A 19,113-nucleotide genomic window follows, 5' to 3' on the forward strand; every position below is an offset into this window, starting at 1 on the left:
GTGCAGGCAGGTGTACTGCTGATGTACGGCGGCAAAAGTGGACTCAGATACGTAAGCAAAGCTATCGAAGCTTTGATCAAAGTATTACCATCATCACAGGTTAAGGAATTTCCTAAGCTTGACCACTTTGGCCCGGATAAAACCGCCCCCGCAGAAGTGGCGCAGGCCGTGAGGGATTATTTTTTGAATGATTGAGTTTCTGCGGATATTTTAAACGTTTGGGGTGATGGCTGGATTGATTTCTATCAACTTTGTCATCGACCGGAGGGAGAAATCTTATACAGTTGGTATTTATCCCGCTTATAAGATCTCTCCTCGTACCTCGTTCGAGATGACATATCTGAAGTTGACATAGCTAAACTCAGTAATCTGTGTAATCCCTAAATCCAATGAATCCCGGTTCAGACAAATTACTTCACCTTCAACGTATTATTTCCCCTGTTCAAATCAGGTAGGGCATTATCCGGGTCAACGGTCACACTTTCGGCTTCCTTGTTGCCGGGCAGTATGAGGGTGATCTGTTTGTGCTGCAGCCAGGTTTCAACCGGCAGGTAAGTGCGGTTTTTGCTGCCATCTTTGTATTTTACCTCTACAGTAAAAGGCATGGGTAGCTGTTCTTTATTTACCACAGTAATACTTACGCCTTTAGCGCCTTTATTATCTACCTGTTTAGCGTCTATCAGGGCAAGGTCAAGCGTCCAGTTATTGTAGAACCAGCCTTTCCAAAACCAGCTCAAATCTTCGCCTGCACCATTCTCCATCGATCTGAAAAAATCATCGGGCTGCGGATGTTTGTATGCCCATTTATTGATATAATTACGGAAAGCGTAGTCGAACTTGTCTTTACCTAAAATTTGCTCGCGCAGCAAAACCATTCCAAATGCAGGTTTAAAATAGGTGAGGGGGTGACGGTATTTTTCGGCAATGGCATCAGGCGCGGTCATAATAGTTGGTGAACCCGGATCGGTTATCGATGGGATGATCTCATCGGCAGGGTTACCGCCACCGGGAGCGTATTCTCCGTCGCGTTTAGGGGCATACTCGCCTTTGTTAAAAGCATCAGAGGCATACACATCAATAAAAGTGTTAAAGCCTTCGTCCATCCAGGCAAAGCGGCGCTCGTCAGATCCAACGATCATCGGGAACCAGTTGTGACCAATTTCATGGGCGGTTACCCAGTAAAGCTCGCTGCCTTTGTCGGTAATACCATCAAACACAATACCGGGATATTCCATACCGCCGGCTATGCCAGCCTCGTTAACAGCAACAGGATAGGGGTAAACAAACCATTTCTCCGAAAAATATTCTATGGATTTTTTCAAATACTCCGTAGCCCTGCCCCAGGCATCATTACCATAACTTTCGGCCGGATAAACAGACATGGCCAGCGATTTTTTACCATCGGGTAGGTTTACCCTCGCGGCATCCCATATATAAGCTTTTGATGCGCCAAAGGCCACATCACGCGTGTTGAACATTTTAAAGTGCCAGGTAAGGGTGCCTTTTTGTACCGGGCGACTTGCCGGATCATTTACCTCGGCCAGGTCGCGGATCATGATCGTTTTATCGCTGTTGCGGGCGGCGTTAAGGCGGGTTATTTGTTTGGCTGTCAATACGTCCTGCGGGTTCACTAACTCGCCTGAGCCGGCCACAATCATGTCCCAGGGTACATTTACGCTGTAGTCAATATCGCCATAATCTAAATAAAACTCGCCGCTGCCCAAAAATGGCAGGGTATCCCAGCCGCGACTGTCGTCATAAACACACATACGCGGAAACCACTGTGCAATTTCATAGATCTTGCCGTTTTTGGTATCTACATAATCCGTACGGCCGCCAAAAGCGCCGGGAATGGTATAATGATATTTGATCTTTAAACGAACTTGACCTTTGGCCGAAACCGCCTTTGGCAAACGAACCTGCATACGCGTATCGGTTATCACGAATTTTACAGGCTTAACCACACCACCTTCATCTACCGCAACCGACTCGATCTGATAACCGTCGGTATGCTGATCTGGTTTTGGCGCAATACCCGTTACAAAGTTGGAGCGGGCATCTTTTTTATAAGTATTCTGATCCATCTGCAGCCACAGGTATTGCAGCTCATCAGGACTATTGTTGATATAATCAATGGTTTCGGTACCGCTGATGGTTTTGCTAACGGTATCCAGCTTAACATTTAGCTGGTAGTTGGCGCGGTTTTGCCAGTATTTTGGGCCGGGATTGCCATTAGCCGCATGAAAATCATTGCCTTTTTCGGTATAAAACTGGGGCGAAAACGCAGCGGCCGGGTTATAGTTTGAAGTAGTATCATCAGGATTGACCTTTCTTTTTTGCGCGTGCGCGGTGATCGCTAATAATGCAAGTAAGCCAAAGCCAGTAAATTTTAATTTCATGGAGCGTATTTAAGCTCACAATATACAAAGGATGGTGGTAAATTTTATTTTACTTTAAAAAAGATACAGAGGATTGGTACATTGCCTGTATAACTAATACGCTATATAACCTTGCACTTCCCTGTAAATATTCCTATAGGCAAATCATCCATTCCGGTACATTTTGTGTGCGAAACACTGGCTTACTTTTTGGGCTACAGGTATTATGCCTGGCTGCGTAAACAAAGTGCAGATAAAATAACCGACCATAACCGGCTTATTATTTTCATCGGTGCGGCATTTGGGGCGTTTGTTGGCTCGCATGTAGTTGGTGTGCTGGAAAACCCTACTTTGCTGTCGCAGTTCGGTATTATTTATTTTATGGGTAATAAAACCATAGTTGGCGGTATGCTGGGTGGTTTAATTGGGGTAGAGCTTACCAAGAAACAAATAGGCGTAACTGTATCATCCGGCGATCTGATGGTTTACCCTTTGATACTGGCTATGGTGATAGGACGTACCGGATGTTTCCTTGCCGGCCTGGAGGATGGAACGTACGGCATTGCTTCCAACCTTCCCTGGGCCATTAATTTTGGCGATGGCATTCGCAGGCATCCCACCAACTTGTACGAGATATTATTTTGGCTGTTGCTTTGGATAGGGCTGAAAGCTTTTGAAAAACAAAACCCTTTTGCCGATGGCGCAAGGTTTAAACTGTTTATGGTGAGTTACCTGCTGTTTAGGCTTTTTGTGGAATTTATTAAGCCCGATTACTTTTTCGGCTTTGGCCTGTCGGTAATTCAATTGGTTTGTATCGCGGGTATTTTGTATTATTATAAAGTATTTCTATATCCATCAAAACTAACCAAACCCCATGCCTGAACGCCCGTATATATATTATGATTTTACACTGAGCATTTGCTCCACCTGTTTGCGCAGGGTTGATGCTAAAATAGTTTTTGAGGATGATAAGGTTTACATGCTTAAAAATTGCCGCCAGCATGGTTTTGAAAAGGTGCTGATAGCCACCGATATAGAATACTATAAAAATTGCCGCAACTATGCCAAGCGCAGCGAAATGCCGCTTAAATTTAACTCTAAAACACATTATGGCTGCCCGTATGATTGCGGCTTGTGCCAGGATCATGAACAGCACTCCTGCCTTACCGTGGTTGAGGTTACCGATCGGTGTAATTTAAGCTGCCCAACCTGTTATGCCATGTCGTCGCCTACTTATGGCCGCCACCGCACCCTGCAGGAAATTGAGCAGATGCTGGATGTAATTGTGGAAAATGAAGGCCAGCCCGATGTGGTACAGATAAGCGGGGGAGAGCCTACCGTGCACCCGCAGTTTTTTGAGATCCTGGATATTGCCAAAACCAAGCCCATTAAACACCTCATGGTGAATACTAACGGCATCAGGATTGCCAAGGATGAGCAATTTGTAAAACGCCTGGCCACCTATATGCCCGATTTTGAAATATACCTGCAGTTTGATTCTTTTAAGAAAGAGGCGCTTGAACAACTGCGGGGCGAGGATCTGCGCGAGGTAAGGATCAAGGCTATTGAGCATTTAAATAAATATAATTTATCGACCACGCTGGTAGTTACTCTGCAAAAGGGTTTAAATACGGATGAAATAGGGAAGATAATTGAATACGCGTTGAAACAACCCTGTGTACGTGGGGTAACTTTTCAGCCAACGCAGCAGGCCGGCCGCCTGGAGAACTTTAATGAAAAAACCGACCGTTATACCCTGACAGAAGTACGAACCGCCATATTGGAACAAACTAACGTTTTTAATAAGAACGACCTGATCCCGGTGCCATGTAACCCCGACGCGCTGGTAATGGGTTACGCCCTTAAACAGGGCGGCGAAGTGATCCCCTTAACCCGCATGATAAACCCGGACGACCTGCTGGATAATTCCCGCAACACCATTGTGTATGAACAGGACGAAAGATTGAAAGGGCACCTGCTTAATATGTTTAGCACCGGTAATTCGGTTGATAAGGCGAAGGAGCATTTACATTCGCTTTTATGCTGCCTGCCAGAGATTGACGCGCCCAGCCTGAGCTATGATAACCTGTTCAGGGTGATCATTATGCAGTTTATTGACGCGCAGAATTTTGACGTGCGCGCCATTAAAAAATCATGTGTACATATTGTGAACAAGGATATGCAGATCATCCCGTTTGAAACCATGAACATTTTTTACCGTGACGATAAACGGGAATACCTGGAACAATTACGAAGCGAAATACCTGTATAATGGAAGATAACAAAGACGAAAACCCTTCGCCCGCCGACGAAAATAATTCCGGGGGTATAAAGAACATTCCCATAAAGGAGCAAAATAAAAGTTTTGCCGGGATGAAAATTGTGGGTATAAATATGCTTATACTGGCAATTTATGCCGTACTATGTTCAATTGATGCCGGTGGCGGAGGCTTTATATTTGACGCGTTTTTAATATTGATCCATGTAGTTGTGTGTATCATTATGGCCTTAGCAAAACGCAGCTGGATGTGGCTCCTGAGTGCATTACTTGTTTTGATTATAGGGTTTTCAACTTGTGTATCGTTCGGGAGCCTGGGGAATATGCATTAATAATATGGGAGAACCACAGAAAAACAATTCCAACCCCAATACTAAAATGATTATTGTGGGTATTAATCTTTTGGTGCTGATAGCCTATACAATTTACTTGCGGGTATTCAATAATGAAGAGCTGATTATATTAGTAGAGGCAATTTTTATTGCATTTCAAGTTGCATTTTGTTTGATAATGGCAATTTTTGTTTATCGTAAAGAATTGTTATTAAGTGCACTTGTTGTTTTACTCATTGGCTTTTCATCATGTTGGGTTGTTTTTACTCATTAATCCAACATCCCCGCCAAAACGCCTTCTTTTAATGAGTTTGTACACATCAATACTTTATGAATCTCCAGCTTATGCATAATGAACCGGGTAATGAGCGAGGCCACCACGATCATATCAACCCTGACAGGTATAATGGCTTTATTGGCGGCCCTTTGCAGGTGGGTTGATTGGACGAATTTATTGGTTTGGGTTAGCAGTTCTTCTTCATCAAAGCTATAGTTTTTGGTGGTTTTCAGATCGAATGCGTGGCCTTTTTCTGTTTCGATAACTTCGGCAAAGGTTTCAAATGCGCCTGATGAGCCTATTAGGGTATCAACCTGATGACCTGTAACAGCGGCAAACAAATCGGGCAAATTATCCTCCAAATACAGGTTTAGCGCTTCTATTGATGCCGGGGGAATAGGATCAGTACGGTGAAAAAGGTCCATTAAACGGGCAGCGCCAATTTCAAAACTTTGTTTCCAGATGATGTGATCGGTATTGCCTAAAATAAACTCCACGCTGCCGCCGCCAATATCCATGATGAGCGAGTTTTGGTCAGATAAACAACCGCTGATCTTTACGCCCTTATAAATAAGGCCAGCCTCCTGCTCGCCGTTGATGATCTCGATGCCTATACCTGTTTTAGCTCTTACCTCATTAATAAAATCGTTGCCGTTTGATGCGCTGCGCAGGGCCGATGTAGCTATAGCCCGTATCTCCTGTACCTCGTTTGCTTTGATCTGGTCCTGAAACTGTTGCATAGTTTTTATTCCGCGCTCAAAAGCCTCGGGTAAAATATACCCTTTGTTAATGCCGCCTTCGCCCAGTTTTACGGCTTCGTGGTAGTGTACAATTTCGTGATAGTTATTCACAGTGCCCTCGGCAATTAATAAATGGAAGGTATTGGTACCAAGGTCCATTATGGCAACGCGTTTAGTCATGCATCTAAAATAAATAATCCCCGAAATTGTTTAAATATTCCGGGGATTTATATATTTATTTTGAAGGTTGCTTATTACTCTTTATAAAAGAACCATTTACCGAGTTCTTTAAAACTTGCTTTTTTACCGTACATTAAAACACCAACCCTATAAATGCGGGCTGCAACCCAGGTTGTGAATAAAAAGCCTGCTACCATCATAAACATGGATAATGCCAGTTGCCAGCCAGGCACACCAAAAGGTATCCTGACCATCATGGCCACAGGCGATGTAAATGGTATAATGGAAAGCCACACAGCCAAAGCGCTATCGGGCGCCCGGAATAAAACGGACACTGACAGTATGTAAGTGAAAAACAACGGTAACGTAATTGGGAACATAAACTGCTGTGTTTCTGTCTCGCTGTCAACAGCCGAGCCTACCGCTGCAAATAAGGCGCTGTACAGCAGGTAGCCACTAAGAAAATAGAACAGGAAACAACCCAGGATATATCCAAACGGTATGGTTTGCAGTACTGCAAGAGCACCCATCATTGATCCTTGTGGTGAATTAAATGCCTCACCGGCTATTTTGGTTGATATTACAGATAAAATTATCCAGGCGCCAAATTGCGTTAATCCTACCAGACCAACGCCAATTATTTTACCCAGCATGAGTTGAAAGGGCTTAACTGATGATATGATCACTTCAATAATACGGCTTGTTTTTTCTTCAATAACACCTCGCATTACCTGTGCCCCATAAATAAACAGGGATATGTAAATCAATATGGCACAAGCAATGCCTACGGCCATATTGGGACCTACATTGGCATCTTTGGCGCCGGTATCGGTAAGTTCAACCGCATTTACAGCTATATTACTCTTGATAGACTTAACAATGACGGGATCAATATGGTGCTGAAGCATACTATTATTAACAGCAATATCATTCATTTGCCTCCCAATTTCGTCGGTAATGAGTAGGGACGGTTTCTTTTTTGAAAATACTTTAACGACGTTCTTTTTATCATAATCAGCCGGAATAGATAATATCAGCAGGCTTTCGTTGGTTTTGGCGGCCACTTCTAATTGTTCCAGGGATGCTGTGACCGGCTTAAACTTAATGTTTTTTACATCGTGAAACTTGCTGGCAAAAACGTTGCTTTCATCAACCACATTAACAACCTGCTCGCTGCTTAACTTATCGCTGTCTTTAGCTACCAGTGCAATAATAGCGCCCATAGCAAATATCAGCAATGGTACCACAAAAATCATCACTATGAATGATCTCTTCCTGACACGGGTAAGGTATTCGCGCTGTATAATGAGTAATACTTTGTTCATGGCTTAAGGGATCAGGTTTACTTTTTCAATAAATATTTCGTTCATGCTGGGTATCACTTCCTGTAGCATATTGATACGGGTTTGGGGTATGAGGTATTGCAGCACATCATTGGAGTTGTGGTTGCCATTGAGCCTGATACGGATGGTATGCCTGTCATCATCAGAAATGGTTTCACCAATGATGTCAAAAGGCTGTGAGCCGTTAAAGTTTAACTGCTGCCCGGTATACTCAATCAGGTAGGTATCGTTACGGTAGGAGTTGCGGATGTGTTTCACCTTGCCATCGAGTATTTTCTCTGATTTATGAATAAGGGCAATGGAATCACAAAGCTCCTCTACCGATTCCATGCGGTGGGTTGAGAACAGGATGGTAGCGCCTTTACGGTTAAGCTCCAATATTTCATCTTTGATCACCTCGGCATTTACCGGGTCGAAACCGCTGAAAGGCTCATCGAGGATGATCAGGTCGGGCTCATGCAGTACGGTGGCCACAAACTGAGCCTTTTGCTGCATCCCTTTTGAAAGTTCCTCTATCTTTTTTTTCCACCAGCCTTCAATACCCAATTTTTCGAACCAGTATTTCAGGCGTTTATTGGCTTCATCGCGGCTCAGGCCTTTCAGTCGGGCCAGGTATATCATTTGCTCGCCGATCTCCATTTTTTTGTACAAGCCGCGTTCCTCGGGTAAATAGCCAATACGTTCAATATGTGATTGGTTGAGCTTTTGTCCGTCAAAATAGATCTCGCCCGAATCGGGTGCGGTTATCTGGTTTACGATACGTATAAGTGAGGTTTTACCGGCGCCGTTTGGTCCTAAAAGTCCAAATATCTGACCGCTTTCCACCTCTAAACTTACATCATTTAACGCCCGGTGACCGGCGTATTGTTTAACAATATGGCGTATGCTTAGCATGTATAAAGGTTACAATAGTTAATTGATTTATGCTTTAGATACAGGTCATGGCGAAATGTTACATCAACCGCCGGGTATTAAAGAAGCTGTTTTAAGCTGAACCTCAGGGTTTCAATAGCTTCTTTTTGTCTTGAAATGATCACATAAAGATAGCCATTATAAATCATGGTATGCGGGTATCCGTATTGGCCGCCTTTCCATAGTCCTTCTTTTTTAAGGTGATACAGCTCATCGGCAATAATATAGTTTTTATCAAAAGCCTCACCATTTTTGGAGAGCGATAAAACCAGTGGATTACGGTCATAATGATGCAGGGTATCAGGGATGCCTGCATAATAAAATCGTTTGTCAGGTAACCGGCCAAAATGAAATTTACTATCATTGTCTGAAAATGCAGCCTCTACCGGGCGCGACCACGTTACGCCATTGTTCTTGCTTTCAGTAAGCCAAAGATGGCCTTTCCATCCCTTACCGGTTACACGCAGCAGCATGTGTAACACTTTATCATCCGTCTGAAAAAATGATCCTTCGCATAATGGTGGCAGACCCAATTTGGCAGCCGGGGCATAAAAGGCAGCGGAATTATCCTGGGTGTATAATGAATCTGGGTAAAAGCTGCTCAGCTTCCAGCCCGAGATGCCGTGCGGATCATCGGTATAAGGAAACAGGAAATTACCACTGATGATGAGCCTGCCGCTTTTAATAGCTTCGGGTCCGTGATTGGGGATCAGTGGTACGTGCATATCTATAGCATTGCTCCAGTGCAGGCCATCGGTGCTGGTTTTTGCCCACAGGTGGGTGTTTTGACGATGCTTGGTGTATTCGCCGTAATAGGCTACCAGTGTACCTCTGTATTGATATAAACCAGCCGCCGTAAGTACGGTTAGGGTATCATTAACTTTTACCGGGGATGCCAGTACCTGGGGTTTCGACCAATGCACAAAATCGGTCGAGGTAGCATACACCACCCGCTGGCCCGGCGAATCCTCATCAATTAAGCCGTTGCTCCATATGACTATAAATTTATTCTTAAAATGAATGATAGAAGGATGATGATTATACAGCCATTCCTTATCCGGCGAGTAGATCATATTCCGCTCAATTTTTAGATGAGGCACACCCGCTTCGGTTAGGTAGTTGTTATGGATAGAGGGAGTTTGGGCGGAAAGGTGGCCGTAAATGAAGAATAATAGAGCTATACTTAGTATTGATTTGATGTGGGGATGCATGTTATCAATAATAAGCATTATGGCAAATCAATCAAACAAAAAAGCCCAAAATCATAAAGATTTTGAGCTTTTTAAAATGCTTTCAGCTTTTTGCCTTCCGCTTTAAGCTTTATTCAAAATATTCCTTCATCCTTTCGAAAAAGCTTTTTTCGTTTTTGCCTGGATTTGGTTTAAAGTTAGGGGATGATTGCAATTTTTCCAATATCTCACGTTCTTCGCGACTTAATGCTTTGGGTGTCCAGATGTTGATGTGCACCAATTGGTCGCCGCGGTGATAGGAATTCACTTCAGGTACACCTTTACCTTTAAGGCGCAGTATTTTGCCGCCCTGTGTTCCAGGATCTATCTTGATCTTGGCTTTACCGTCAATGGTAGGTACTTCAACAGTGGTACCAATGGCTGCATCAACAAAGTTTACATGCAGGTCAAATATCACGTTATTACCGTCGCGTTTCAGTGTTTCATGAGGTACCTCTTCAATCAATATGATGAGATCGCCCGGTACACCGCCACGTGGGGCAGCATTACCTTTACCGCTCATGCTTAACTGCATACCTTCGCTTACGCCGGCAGGTACGTTTATGGTGATCAGTTCTTCGCCGCGTACTACGCCATCACCATGACATACTGTACATTTTGACAGTATGGTGCTGCCTTCGCCGTTACAGGTAGGGCAGGTGCTGGTAGTTTGCATCTGACCCAATATAGTATTGGTTACCCTGCGCACCGCGCCCGAACCGCCACAGGTTTTACAGGTTTGGAACGATGATTTATCTTTAGCGCCAGAACCATCGCAGGTTCTGCAGACGATCTGTTTATTAACTTTTATTTTCTTTTCGGCACCGTTAGCAATTTCCTCTAAAGTTAAACGCACTTTGATGCGCAGGTTACTGCCACGGGCTACGCGCCTGCCGCCTGCACCGCCACCCTGACGGCCACCGCCGCCAAAAAAGCCTTCAAACGGACTGCCACCGCCAAAAATATCGCCAAACTGACTGAATATGTCGTCCATATTCATGCCACCACCGCCATAGCCACCACCATTTGGCGATGAAGCATTGGCCGCGTGACCAAACTGGTCATATCGCTGGCGTTTTTCAGGACTGCTTAAAACTTCATAAGCCTCGGCTGCTTCCTTAAATTTTTCTTCAGCTTCTTTGTCACCCTCATTTTTATCAGGGTGATATTTAATAGCCATTTTACGATATGCCTTTTTTATCTCATCGGCATCTGCACCTTTAGCAACACCCAGGATATCGTAATAATCTCTTTTAGCCATAATTTTTATTTCGGATTTCGGAATTTCGATTTCGAATTTTTYTTATTTTTTATTTTGATATCAGGAGAAGATGTTCATTTTAAGTAAATCCCAAATCGAACATCCCAAATCCGAAATCATTTATGCTCCTACTATTACTTTGGCAAAACGTATTACCCTGTCTTTCAGGGAATAGCCTTTTTCCATTTCATCAATTACCTTGCCTTTTAAGTCGTCGGTAGGGGCGGGTATATTAGTGATGGCTTCATGCAGGTCGGCGTCAAATGGCGCGCCTATCGATTCCATTTCTTTTAAGCCTTTTTGCGCGAGTATGTTTTTTAATTTATTTTGAATTAAGGTAACACCCTCTTTAACGGGAGCAACATCAACCGCATTTTCCATAGAACGCTGCGCTCGCTCAAAATCGTCTAAAACCGGCAATAAGGCAACGATCAGCTCTTTACCTTCAGTTTCGCGGGCTTCAGCACGCTCTTTTATGGTGCGTCTTCTGAAGTTATCAAACTCGGCATATAGGCGCAGATATTTATCATTTGCCTGGGCCAATTCTTCTTTCAGAAGATCTTCCGGAGATGTTATTGGTTCCTGTTCAGCAGTTTCAGTAGGCTGAACTTGTTCCTGGCCGTCACCGGCTATATTTTCATGATTTGCCACATTAATATTTTCTGGAGTATCCGTATTTTCTTTCTTCTTTTTCTTCAACATATCGTTAAATTTCATAGCTGATAGTGCCAATCAAGTATCCTGCCATTGCCCTAAAGCCGACAAGCTGTCAGTACCGTGTATTTATATCAGACAGGTGTGACACCTTTTACGCAGGAGTGGCAGGTGACTGTCTGAATTGCTGATTGTTGTCTGAACGGGTATTATCTTAAGCTGAGTTAGTCTGAACTGGGATTTATGGGATTAAGGGATTTTCTGGATTAAATTAATTTTAAGATTGCTAAGAAAAAATCCTAATAATCCTATAAATCTGTTTAATCCTGGTTCAGACAATCCTGGTTCAGACAAAAATCAACGCAATCACTGAAATCAAAAATAATCAGCAGTTAAATCTCCGCGTCTTCCAAAACCTTACCATTTTCGCATTTGATAATGCGTGATGGGAAAGCGCGTATGATATGATAATCATGTGTAGCAACCAATACTGAGGTGCCCGACTGGCTGATCTGTTTAAGCAGCAGCACAATTTCTTCGGATGTTTCAGGATCAAGGTTACCGGTTGGCTCATCGGCCAGTATAATCTCGGGGTCGTTAAGCAGGGCACGGGCAATTACCACCCTTTGCTGTTCGCCACCAGACAGTTCATGCGGCATTTTCTTTAATTTGGAGCGCAGGCCCACTTTTTCAAGCACATCAAGTGTACGGTCGGCTATCAGTTTTTTGTCTTTCCAGCCGGTGGCGCGCATTACAAAAAGCAGGTTTTGTTCAATAGAGCGGTCGGTAAGTAATTGAAAATCCTGAAAAACAATGCCTAACTTACGGCGGAGGTACGGAACATCGCGGCCCGGAAGTTTGCTTAATTCATAGCCGCAGGCGTGGCCCGTACCGTTCCTGATACCAAGATCGCCATAGATCACTTTAAGCAGGCTACTTTTGCCCGATCCTGTTTGGCCTATCAACCATACAAAATCCCCTTTATCAACATGCAGGTTAACGTTTGATAATACCAGGTGTGCCTGCTGAAAAATATCAACATTGTTTAGCTTAATAATAGAGTTTCCGATCATCTTTTTTTATAGCTCTAATTTTAAGATCTGCCCAAAAGGCAAATCCTTTATAATATTCATAATGTATTCGGCCTTATCGGCCAATCCTGCCTTGTCCAATGATTTTTCGGGCCTGTCAACCCTGAAATAGGCCAACAGCGTAAATTTATCATCCCGCAGCTGTACATAATCAGGTATTTTGGCAACGCCTTTAACTTTTATAATATACATTGTTTTGAGTCATTAAGTCATTGCATCATTAGGTCATTGGTGTATTGAACAATTCAATGACTTAATGACCGAGTGACTCAATGACCACTTACCTCCAAAGGTATTGTTATTTTAAAGATTTGCCAAGAAATGCATTGTATCAATACCATCGGCATAATCCCATAAAGCGGGTTGCTGGCTTTGGCCAAAACCTACCACCTGGTTAGGCACATTGATGGGTGCGGTGGTAACAATACACTGTATGTTTTCGCTTTGCTCCGTAAGTAATTGTTGTGCAGCCGGCAAATCAGTGTAATAGCTAAAATATACTACCGACAGGGGCGATGCCATCCTTTCATCTTCCTTTACCATCAAAAATCCATTGTCGAGGTGTTTATCGCTGTTTACCAGGTATATGGATTTGTTATAGTCATAATTGTTGTTGTATTTATGATGATGGATAATGGCCTTATGATCCTCTATCGACTCAAAAAAGAAATTGAAGATGTATCCTTCAGGAACCATCAATTTTGACACATTACGACAGCCCAGGCCATAATAATCAAAAATATCATGGCCTAAATTAAAGAGTTCTTCGGCCGTTTCGGTGCCGGTGAGCAGGGCTATACTATTACGGTTTTTGCGGATGATGTTAGGCACTTTGCCAAAATAATAATCAAAATAACGCGAGCTGTTATTGCTGCCGGTGGCTATAATGGCATCAAAATCCACTAATCTTTCCACAAAACTGAACTGATCGGCAAAGCTACCGTCAATGTCAACTAAGCGTTGCAGTACTTGTTTGATCAGGCGCGCATCCTGCGATGATGCTTTAATAAGCGCGTGGTTGCCCGTAGCCAGTACACACAATACATCATGAAAACCCACCAGTGGGATATTGCCCGCCAGAATAAGTCCCACTTTTTTACCGGGTTTACTATTATCGAGGTTGTATTTTGATAGCCAGGTTTGCAGATCGGCCTCGTTAAGCATTTTACCAATGGCGGTTACAGCTCTTAAAACACTTTCGGGAGTGAACCAGGCATTGTGATATTGTTCATCATTAATAATAGCCATAAGTTGTGAATCTGGCTCCTGTAACTGCTTTCCTAAACCTGAAAATGAATTTATTGCGCTTATTGTATTAATTTTTGACATATATATGGTAAGGATTTAAACCCTTAAAACCTTTTTTTGTTATATTTGTACGCTTGTTAATTGCAGGCAAAGTTAATTGAGAATATTAGATATTTAGAAATATGGCGATTAAAATCACCGATGAATGCATAAACTGCGGAGCTTGCGAACCTGAATGCCCTAATAATGCCATTTATGATGCAGGCGCGGCATGGCGTTTTAGCGATGGTACGGGACTTAAAGGTGTTATTGATTTTGGCGATGGTAATACATTAAATGCCGAAGAAACACAAGCTGCCCTGTCTGACGATATATATTACATTGTGCCTGATAAATGTACAGAGTGTGTTGGGTTTCATGATGAGCCGCAGTGTGCAGCAGTATGCCCTGTAGACTGTTGTGTGGATGACGAAGATATACGCGAAAGCAAAGAAGAACTGTTAGCCAAAAAAGATTGGCTGCACATGAACGAATAATATCCGTTTTTTAATGATATAAAAAAAGGGAATAGCTTGCTATTCCCTTTTTTGTACCTGATAATTTGGCTAATGTGATTTTAAATAGATGTCTAAGATCTAATATCTAACATCTCAAATCTTTTCTCCCAGCTCAAGCTCCATGTGTATATCGGCGCGGGCGTAGGGTGTTGCCGCTACCTTAAATTCTTTAAATCCATATTTTCTGTATAACGATAATGCAGGGGTGAGCCTTCTGTTTGATCCAAGCCAAAGCCTTGTGCCACCCAGTTCTTTTGTTTTGGCTATGGCCGCATCCATAAGTAAATTGCCAATTTTGCGACCCTGGTATTTGGGACTAACACCCATTTTGGCCAGTTCATACTCCGTTGGGCCGGTTTTGATGAGGGCGCAGGTGCCGGCAATGTCATCATTGATCTGTGCGAAAAGTATTTCGCCGCCATCGGCCAGGATATGCTCCTCAGGGTGATTGAGCTGCTCCAGGTCATGCTCTTCTACCGTAAAGTAAGTATTGATCCACTCAATGTTCAGGTTTTTAAAATAGCGCGCATATTGCGGCTCATAGGCGATCACCTTAACCGCGCTATGACCTTGCGGATTAAACATTTCCTGGAACCGCTGATAATAGGGCTTTTCATTTAACTGTGCTTCGGTTTCGATAATAGCGTTTAACAGGTTGTTTTGCTGGCTGCTGAAAAGCGCTCTATTAAGCGCTACTATTTTAACCCAAACCCGCTCAAATTTTGGTAATGATTCCCGGCCTTTTTTTGATAACCGGAGCATTCGCCTGCGGCTATCCGTTGCCGATTTTACCGATTCAATAAAACCCAGTTCCTCCAGTTCCTTAGCCAGATGGATAACGCCGGGATGGGTAAGGCCCAGTTCTTCGGCAATTTCGGTTACCCCGGCCTCGCCCTGTTTGCTAATCAAATAATAAAGGGTAAAGTACTTTGGCTCAAAGTTAAGCTGCTCATCTTTATAGATCAAAACAACATCTTTGGCAAAATATTCATACAAGCGTTTTAGCCTTGCTCCAATGGCTAATTCTTCCAGTTCATCAATTATTGACATAGTATTTACGTAAGTACTTACAAATGTATAATTTATTTTTATTTATTTTGTATACAACTATTATAAATGGAATACGGTATTTGTAACCTTGCGGTAATCCCGCTGCGTGCAGAGCCAAATGACCGGAGCGAACAGGTGTCGCAAGTGTTATTTGGCGAGGCATTTGAAATCATAGAATGGGGTGAGCGATGGATAAAGATCATCACCGAAAATGATAACTATACAGGATGGATAGGCCGGCTGCAATTTGTTATGCTGGGCCATATAGCCTATAAAAGTCTTAAACGTACAAAGTCGCCTTTAACTTACCGGGCGGTAACGCAGGCCTGGAAAATTGCTGACAATAGCGTTGTTTATTTGCCGGCAGGCAGCTCGCTTGCTTTTTTAGAAGGCACAACATGCCACATAGGCACCGAACGTTTTGAGATCATAGGTGAAATAGGCGAGCGTGAGGATATAGCCACAACGGCAAAGTCGTTTTTGAATGCGCCATATTTATGGGGTGGCCGCACGCATTTTGGTATTGACTGCTCTGGGTTTACACAGGTTGTATTTAAGCTGAACAACATTCAGCTAAAGCGCGATGCAAGTCAGCAGGTTCAGGAAGGTGTTTTGGTGGAAAGCTTAAGCCAGGCCCGTTTGGGCGACCTTGCGTTTTTCAATAATGCGGAAGGCCGCGTAACGCATGTGGGTATCCTGCTAAATGATGAACATATTATTCATGCATCGGGTAAAGTAAAAATTGATACGATTGATAAGGATGGGATCTACTCTGAAGAACAAAAACGCCATACGCATACATTGCATAGTATAAGGCGGTTTATATAATAGATAATATAATTTGGGCTAAAAATAGAGAAAAGCGGGGATAGTGCTATTCCTTCCTCGGGGAAGGGGAGGAAGGGGTTTGGTGAACATTACCAGCTTATATTAGGCGTAGAAACCCCTCCCTGCCATCACACAATTCAACRCACCCCTTCCGTGGGGAGGGAATTTAATGAGGAAATTATTTTCTTTATCAATCAAACTTAATATCCCAGATGATAACCTTTTTATCATCGCTTACTGATATCAGTTGATCGCCGTTCCAGGCCAGCTTGTTTACAGACAGGGGATGACTGGGATGCCCTTTTTCGCGGCTGATGATCTTGTATAATTTAAAGTCATCCGCTCCCCATATCTTGATGCCTTTATCCATGCTTGCCGTAGCAAAGTAGGGCAGGGAAGGGTGAAACAAAATATGGTTAACCGCGAATAAATGCGCGGGAATATTTTTTATGGGCTGATAGGTTACACTATCCCAAATTTTTATTTGTGCGTCGCGCCCACCGGATGCAAGATAAGTACCATCGGGACTGTAGGCCAATGCAAAAACCGACATGGTATGACCATGAAGAGCCTTCAGCAACGCATAATCTTCCAGATCGTAAATTTGTATAGCGTTATCCCGGCAGCCAAAAGCCACTTGTTTTTCGTCGGGCGAAATGGCTATGCAACGTACAGTATCGGTTGATACTTTGATGCTATGCACCATCTCCAGCGTTTCCAGGTTCCATACCGATACTGTTCCATCTTCAGACGCTATGAGCAATTCTTTTTTTTTGCTGATAGATTTGATATCGAAAATTGGTTTAAGATGATGCCTGAGCGATTTAATGACCTTTTGCTGAATAAAATCAAACACCAAAACCTCGCCGCTGCGCAAACCGGTAAACAATAAAGGGTAACCGGCAGGACCATGAATAGCATAGATAGAAGCATTAACCGGGAACATCACTTTTATAAAAGTAAAATCCTTCAGGCTCCATTCAACCAAGCCCTTATCATTGCCACCGGTAAATAATATACCCGGCTTTTGCGAAAGCTCCAGTGTGAAAATGGGATTGCCGTGCCCGGTTAGTTCAGCTATTTTTTCAACGGTGATCATAATCGGTCGATAGTTTATGCATAGACCATAGCCTTAAATCCAATTGGTATGGACTATCGACTATGGACTTAAGACTTATTTGTGTCTTCCTTCTAAATTTTTAGCTATGGTTTTCAGGTCGAGGCCTTTTTCCCGTAGTAGTACCAGCAGGTGAAAAACCAGGTCAGACGACTCATTGATCAGGTCGGTTTCTGTTTCAGCCAGGGCTGCTATAACGGTTTCTACACCTTCTTCGCCTACCTTTTGCGCTATTTTGTTAAGTCCTTTATTACGGAGCTTGTTTACATAAGAGCCTTCTACCGGGTTTTCGTACCTGTCGGCAATAATGTTTTCCAGCTCCAGTATAAAGTTCTGGTTATATTCGGTTTTAAAACAGCTGCGTGAGCCGGTGTGGCAGGTTGGTCCGTCGGCTTTAACCTTGATCAGGATAGTATCATTATCGCAATCAATGCTGATGTTTTTTACATGCAGAAAGTTGTTGCTGGTTTCGCCTTTGGTCCACAAACGTTTTTTTGAACGGGAAAAAAAGGTAACGATATTTTCCTGTACGGTTTTATCATAGGCCTCCTGGTTCATATAACCCAGCATCAGCACCTCTAAAGTTTGCTCATCCTGAATAATTACCGGTACCAGTCCGTCTGTTTTGTTGAAATCTATATTCATATCTGTTGCCTGTTGCCAGGTTTGTGGTTCGTGTGTTTGTTAAAAAAGTGGGTCATGCTGAACTTGTTTCAGCACCCCATCAGCAAGGTATTACATTTGATGTTGTAAACTTTGCATGTGGGATCCCGAAATAAATTCGGGATGACATTTGCGAGGTTTTGGAGCAATCGTCTCAGGAAACCCATAACACGCCACTCGAACCTCATTAAATCCTTACCTCAATATTATTACTTTTTAATACAGCTTTCAAATCGGGTATCAATATTTCACCGTAATGAAATACCGATGCTGCCAGCGCTGCATCAACATTTGTTTTTTCAAATACATCAACAAAATGCTGTACGGCGCCTGCACCGCCCGAGGCAATTACAGGGATATGTACGGCATCGTTAACTATTTTTAGCAAACCGTTGTCAAATCCATTTTTAGTGCCATCGTGATCCATCGAGGTCAGCAGGATCTCGCCTGCGCCACGGCTTTCAGCTTCCAGTATCCACTCCAACGTTTCGCGCTCAGTTGGTAAACGCCCGCCATTTAAATGGACGATATTTTTGTCGCCAATGCTGCGGGTATCAACCGCTATTACTACAAACTGAACCCCAAATGCTTTGGCCAGTTCATCTATCAGGGCAGGGTTACGTACAGCTGCCGAGTTGATAGAAATTTTATCGGCACCGGCATTTAAAAGTGCATCGGCATCGGCAATTTCGTTAATGCCACCACCTATGGTAAATGGTATATTGATCTGCCGTGCTACTGATTTCACCAGCTCAACCATGGTTTTACGACGTTCAACCGTAGCGGTAATATCCAGGAAAACCAGTTCATCGGCTCCCTGGCGCGAGTAGTTCCAGGCCAGTTCAACCGGGTCGCCGGCATCGCGAAGATCAACAAAGTTCACACCTTTTACGGTACGGCCGTCTTTAACGTCAAGACAAGGGATAATGCGCTTGGCGAGCCCCCCCCGCCCCCTAAAGGGGGAGCTTTTGATTT

At 43.3% G+C, this 19,113-nt stretch carries 20 protein-coding genes and 1 pseudogene; 7 read left to right on the plus strand and 14 right to left on the minus strand.

The features are described 5' to 3' along the window. On the plus strand, positions 1 to 195 hold a 195-nt coding region (locus AC1DRQ_RS04710), incomplete at its 5' end, for a hypothetical protein (RefSeq protein ID WP_477422512.1). 215 nt (positions 196 to 410) lie between these two features. Here AC1DRQ_RS04710 and AC1DRQ_RS04715 read toward each other — a convergent pair. After that, positions 411 to 2,399: a M1 family metallopeptidase gene (locus AC1DRQ_RS04715; RefSeq protein WP_477422513.1), complete on the minus strand. Its 1,989-nt coding sequence runs from the start codon at positions 2,397 to 2,399 to the stop codon at positions 411 to 413. A gap of 111 nt (positions 2,400 to 2,510) precedes the next feature. Here AC1DRQ_RS04715 and AC1DRQ_RS04720 point away from each other — a divergent pair, with 111 nt between their 5' ends. From AC1DRQ_RS04720 to AC1DRQ_RS04735, 4 genes are read left to right on the plus strand one after another with little or no spacing between them, the layout of a single operon-like run. After that, positions 2,511 to 3,260, plus strand: coding sequence for a prolipoprotein diacylglyceryl transferase (locus AC1DRQ_RS04720; protein WP_477422514.1), 750 nt, complete (start codon positions 2,511 to 2,513; stop codon positions 3,258 to 3,260). Beyond that, on the plus strand, positions 3,253 to 4,650 hold the full coding sequence (locus tag AC1DRQ_RS04725) for a radical SAM protein (RefSeq protein ID WP_477422515.1): 1,398 nt from the start codon (positions 3,253 to 3,255) through the stop codon (positions 4,648 to 4,650). Before AC1DRQ_RS04720 ends, AC1DRQ_RS04725 begins: the two co-directional genes overlap by 8 nt. Next, positions 4,650 to 4,988, plus strand: coding sequence for a hypothetical protein (locus AC1DRQ_RS04730; protein WP_477422517.1), 339 nt, complete (start codon positions 4,650 to 4,652; stop codon positions 4,986 to 4,988). Before AC1DRQ_RS04725 ends, AC1DRQ_RS04730 begins: the two co-directional genes overlap by 1 nt. 4 nt (positions 4,989 to 4,992) lie before the next feature. Continuing rightward, positions 4,993 to 5,262: a hypothetical protein gene (locus AC1DRQ_RS04735; protein WP_477422518.1), complete on the plus strand. Its 270-nt coding sequence runs from the start codon at positions 4,993 to 4,995 to the stop codon at positions 5,260 to 5,262. Here the strand turns inward: AC1DRQ_RS04735 and AC1DRQ_RS04740 are convergent. The 9 genes from AC1DRQ_RS04740 to AC1DRQ_RS04780 form a co-directional block, all read right to left on the minus strand. After that, entirely contained in the window at positions 5,259 to 6,185 is a 927-nt protein-coding gene (locus AC1DRQ_RS04740) for a Ppx/GppA phosphatase family protein (protein WP_477422519.1), read from the minus strand. The two genes, AC1DRQ_RS04735 and AC1DRQ_RS04740, sit on opposite strands and share 4 nt — an antisense overlap. A gap of 74 nt (positions 6,186 to 6,259) precedes the next feature. Then, entirely contained in the window at positions 6,260 to 7,510 is a 1,251-nt protein-coding gene (locus AC1DRQ_RS04745) for an ABC transporter permease (protein ID WP_477422521.1), read from the minus strand. A gap of 3 nt (positions 7,511 to 7,513) precedes the next feature. Beyond that, positions 7,514 to 8,422 (minus strand): ABC transporter ATP-binding protein, encoded by a 909-nt coding sequence (locus AC1DRQ_RS04750; RefSeq protein ID WP_429396939.1) that lies wholly within the window; start codon positions 8,420 to 8,422, stop codon positions 7,514 to 7,516. A gap of 77 nt (positions 8,423 to 8,499) precedes the next feature. Continuing rightward, complete coding sequence (locus AC1DRQ_RS04755; RefSeq protein ID WP_477422522.1) at positions 8,500 to 9,669, minus strand: exo-alpha-sialidase; 1,170 nt, start codon at positions 9,667 to 9,669, stop codon at positions 8,500 to 8,502. Between the two features lie 91 nt (positions 9,670 to 9,760). Then, positions 9,761 to 10,930 carry a molecular chaperone DnaJ gene (gene dnaJ / locus AC1DRQ_RS04760; protein ID WP_477422523.1) on the minus strand — a complete coding sequence of 390 codons (1,170 nt, stop codon included), beginning with the start codon at positions 10,928 to 10,930 and terminating at the stop codon, positions 9,761 to 9,763. Positions 10,931 to 11,050: 120 nt separating this feature from the next. Next, positions 11,051 to 11,647 (minus strand): nucleotide exchange factor GrpE, encoded by a 597-nt coding sequence (locus AC1DRQ_RS04765; protein ID WP_477422525.1) that lies wholly within the window; start codon positions 11,645 to 11,647, stop codon positions 11,051 to 11,053. Positions 11,648 to 11,976: 329 nt separating this feature from the next. After that, positions 11,977 to 12,657, minus strand: a complete 681-nt coding sequence (locus AC1DRQ_RS04770) for a cell division ATP-binding protein FtsE (protein ID WP_429396949.1) — start codon at positions 12,655 to 12,657, stop codon at positions 11,977 to 11,979. A gap of 6 nt (positions 12,658 to 12,663) precedes the next feature. Continuing rightward, the gene (locus tag AC1DRQ_RS04775) at positions 12,664 to 12,867 is read right to left on the minus strand and encodes a fructose-6-phosphate aldolase (RefSeq protein WP_429396951.1); all 204 of its coding nucleotides are present in this window, start codon (positions 12,865 to 12,867) and stop codon (positions 12,664 to 12,666) included. A 111-nt stretch (positions 12,868 to 12,978) separates the two neighbouring features. Then, positions 12,979 to 14,004: an acyl-CoA reductase gene (locus tag AC1DRQ_RS04780; RefSeq protein ID WP_477422527.1), complete on the minus strand. Its 1,026-nt coding sequence runs from the start codon at positions 14,002 to 14,004 to the stop codon at positions 12,979 to 12,981. 101 nt (positions 14,005 to 14,105) lie between these two features. On the opposite strand from AC1DRQ_RS04780, the gene AC1DRQ_RS04785 reads away from it, so the two are divergent. Continuing rightward, positions 14,106 to 14,459 (plus strand): 4Fe-4S dicluster domain-containing protein, encoded by a 354-nt coding sequence (locus tag AC1DRQ_RS04785; RefSeq protein WP_429396954.1) that lies wholly within the window; start codon positions 14,106 to 14,108, stop codon positions 14,457 to 14,459. Between the two features lie 114 nt (positions 14,460 to 14,573). Here AC1DRQ_RS04785 and AC1DRQ_RS04790 read toward each other — a convergent pair whose 3' ends face one another. Continuing rightward, positions 14,574 to 15,530, minus strand: a complete 957-nt coding sequence (locus tag AC1DRQ_RS04790; protein WP_477422529.1) for a bifunctional helix-turn-helix transcriptional regulator/GNAT family N-acetyltransferase — start codon at positions 15,528 to 15,530, stop codon at positions 14,574 to 14,576. Between the two features lie 66 nt (positions 15,531 to 15,596). Here AC1DRQ_RS04790 and AC1DRQ_RS04795 point away from each other — a divergent pair, with 66 nt between their 5' ends. After that, positions 15,597 to 16,358 carry a C40 family peptidase gene (locus AC1DRQ_RS04795; protein WP_477422531.1) on the plus strand — a complete coding sequence of 254 codons (762 nt, stop codon included), beginning with the start codon at positions 15,597 to 15,599 and terminating at the stop codon, positions 16,356 to 16,358. A gap of 190 nt (positions 16,359 to 16,548) precedes the next feature. On the opposite strand, the gene AC1DRQ_RS04800 is transcribed toward AC1DRQ_RS04795, so the two are convergent. From AC1DRQ_RS04800 to hisF, 3 genes and pseudogenes are all read right to left on the minus strand, one after another. After that, the gene (locus tag AC1DRQ_RS04800) at positions 16,549 to 17,457 is read right to left on the minus strand and encodes a WD40 repeat domain-containing protein (protein ID WP_477422533.1); all 909 of its coding nucleotides are present in this window, start codon (positions 17,455 to 17,457) and stop codon (positions 16,549 to 16,551) included. 75 nt (positions 17,458 to 17,532) lie between these two features. Then, positions 17,533 to 18,135: pseudogene (gene hisIE, locus AC1DRQ_RS04805) on the minus strand (bifunctional phosphoribosyl-AMP cyclohydrolase/phosphoribosyl-ATP diphosphatase HisIE); the annotation flags it as partial. Positions 18,136 to 18,325: 190 nt separating this feature from the next. After that, positions 18,326 to 19,111 (minus strand): imidazole glycerol phosphate synthase subunit HisF, encoded by a 786-nt coding sequence (gene hisF, locus AC1DRQ_RS04810; RefSeq protein ID WP_477422651.1) that lies wholly within the window; start codon positions 19,109 to 19,111, stop codon positions 18,326 to 18,328. Positions 19,112 to 19,113 lie beyond the last annotated feature (2 nt).

This window comes from Mucilaginibacter sp. P4_E8 (genome assembly GCF_056401495.1).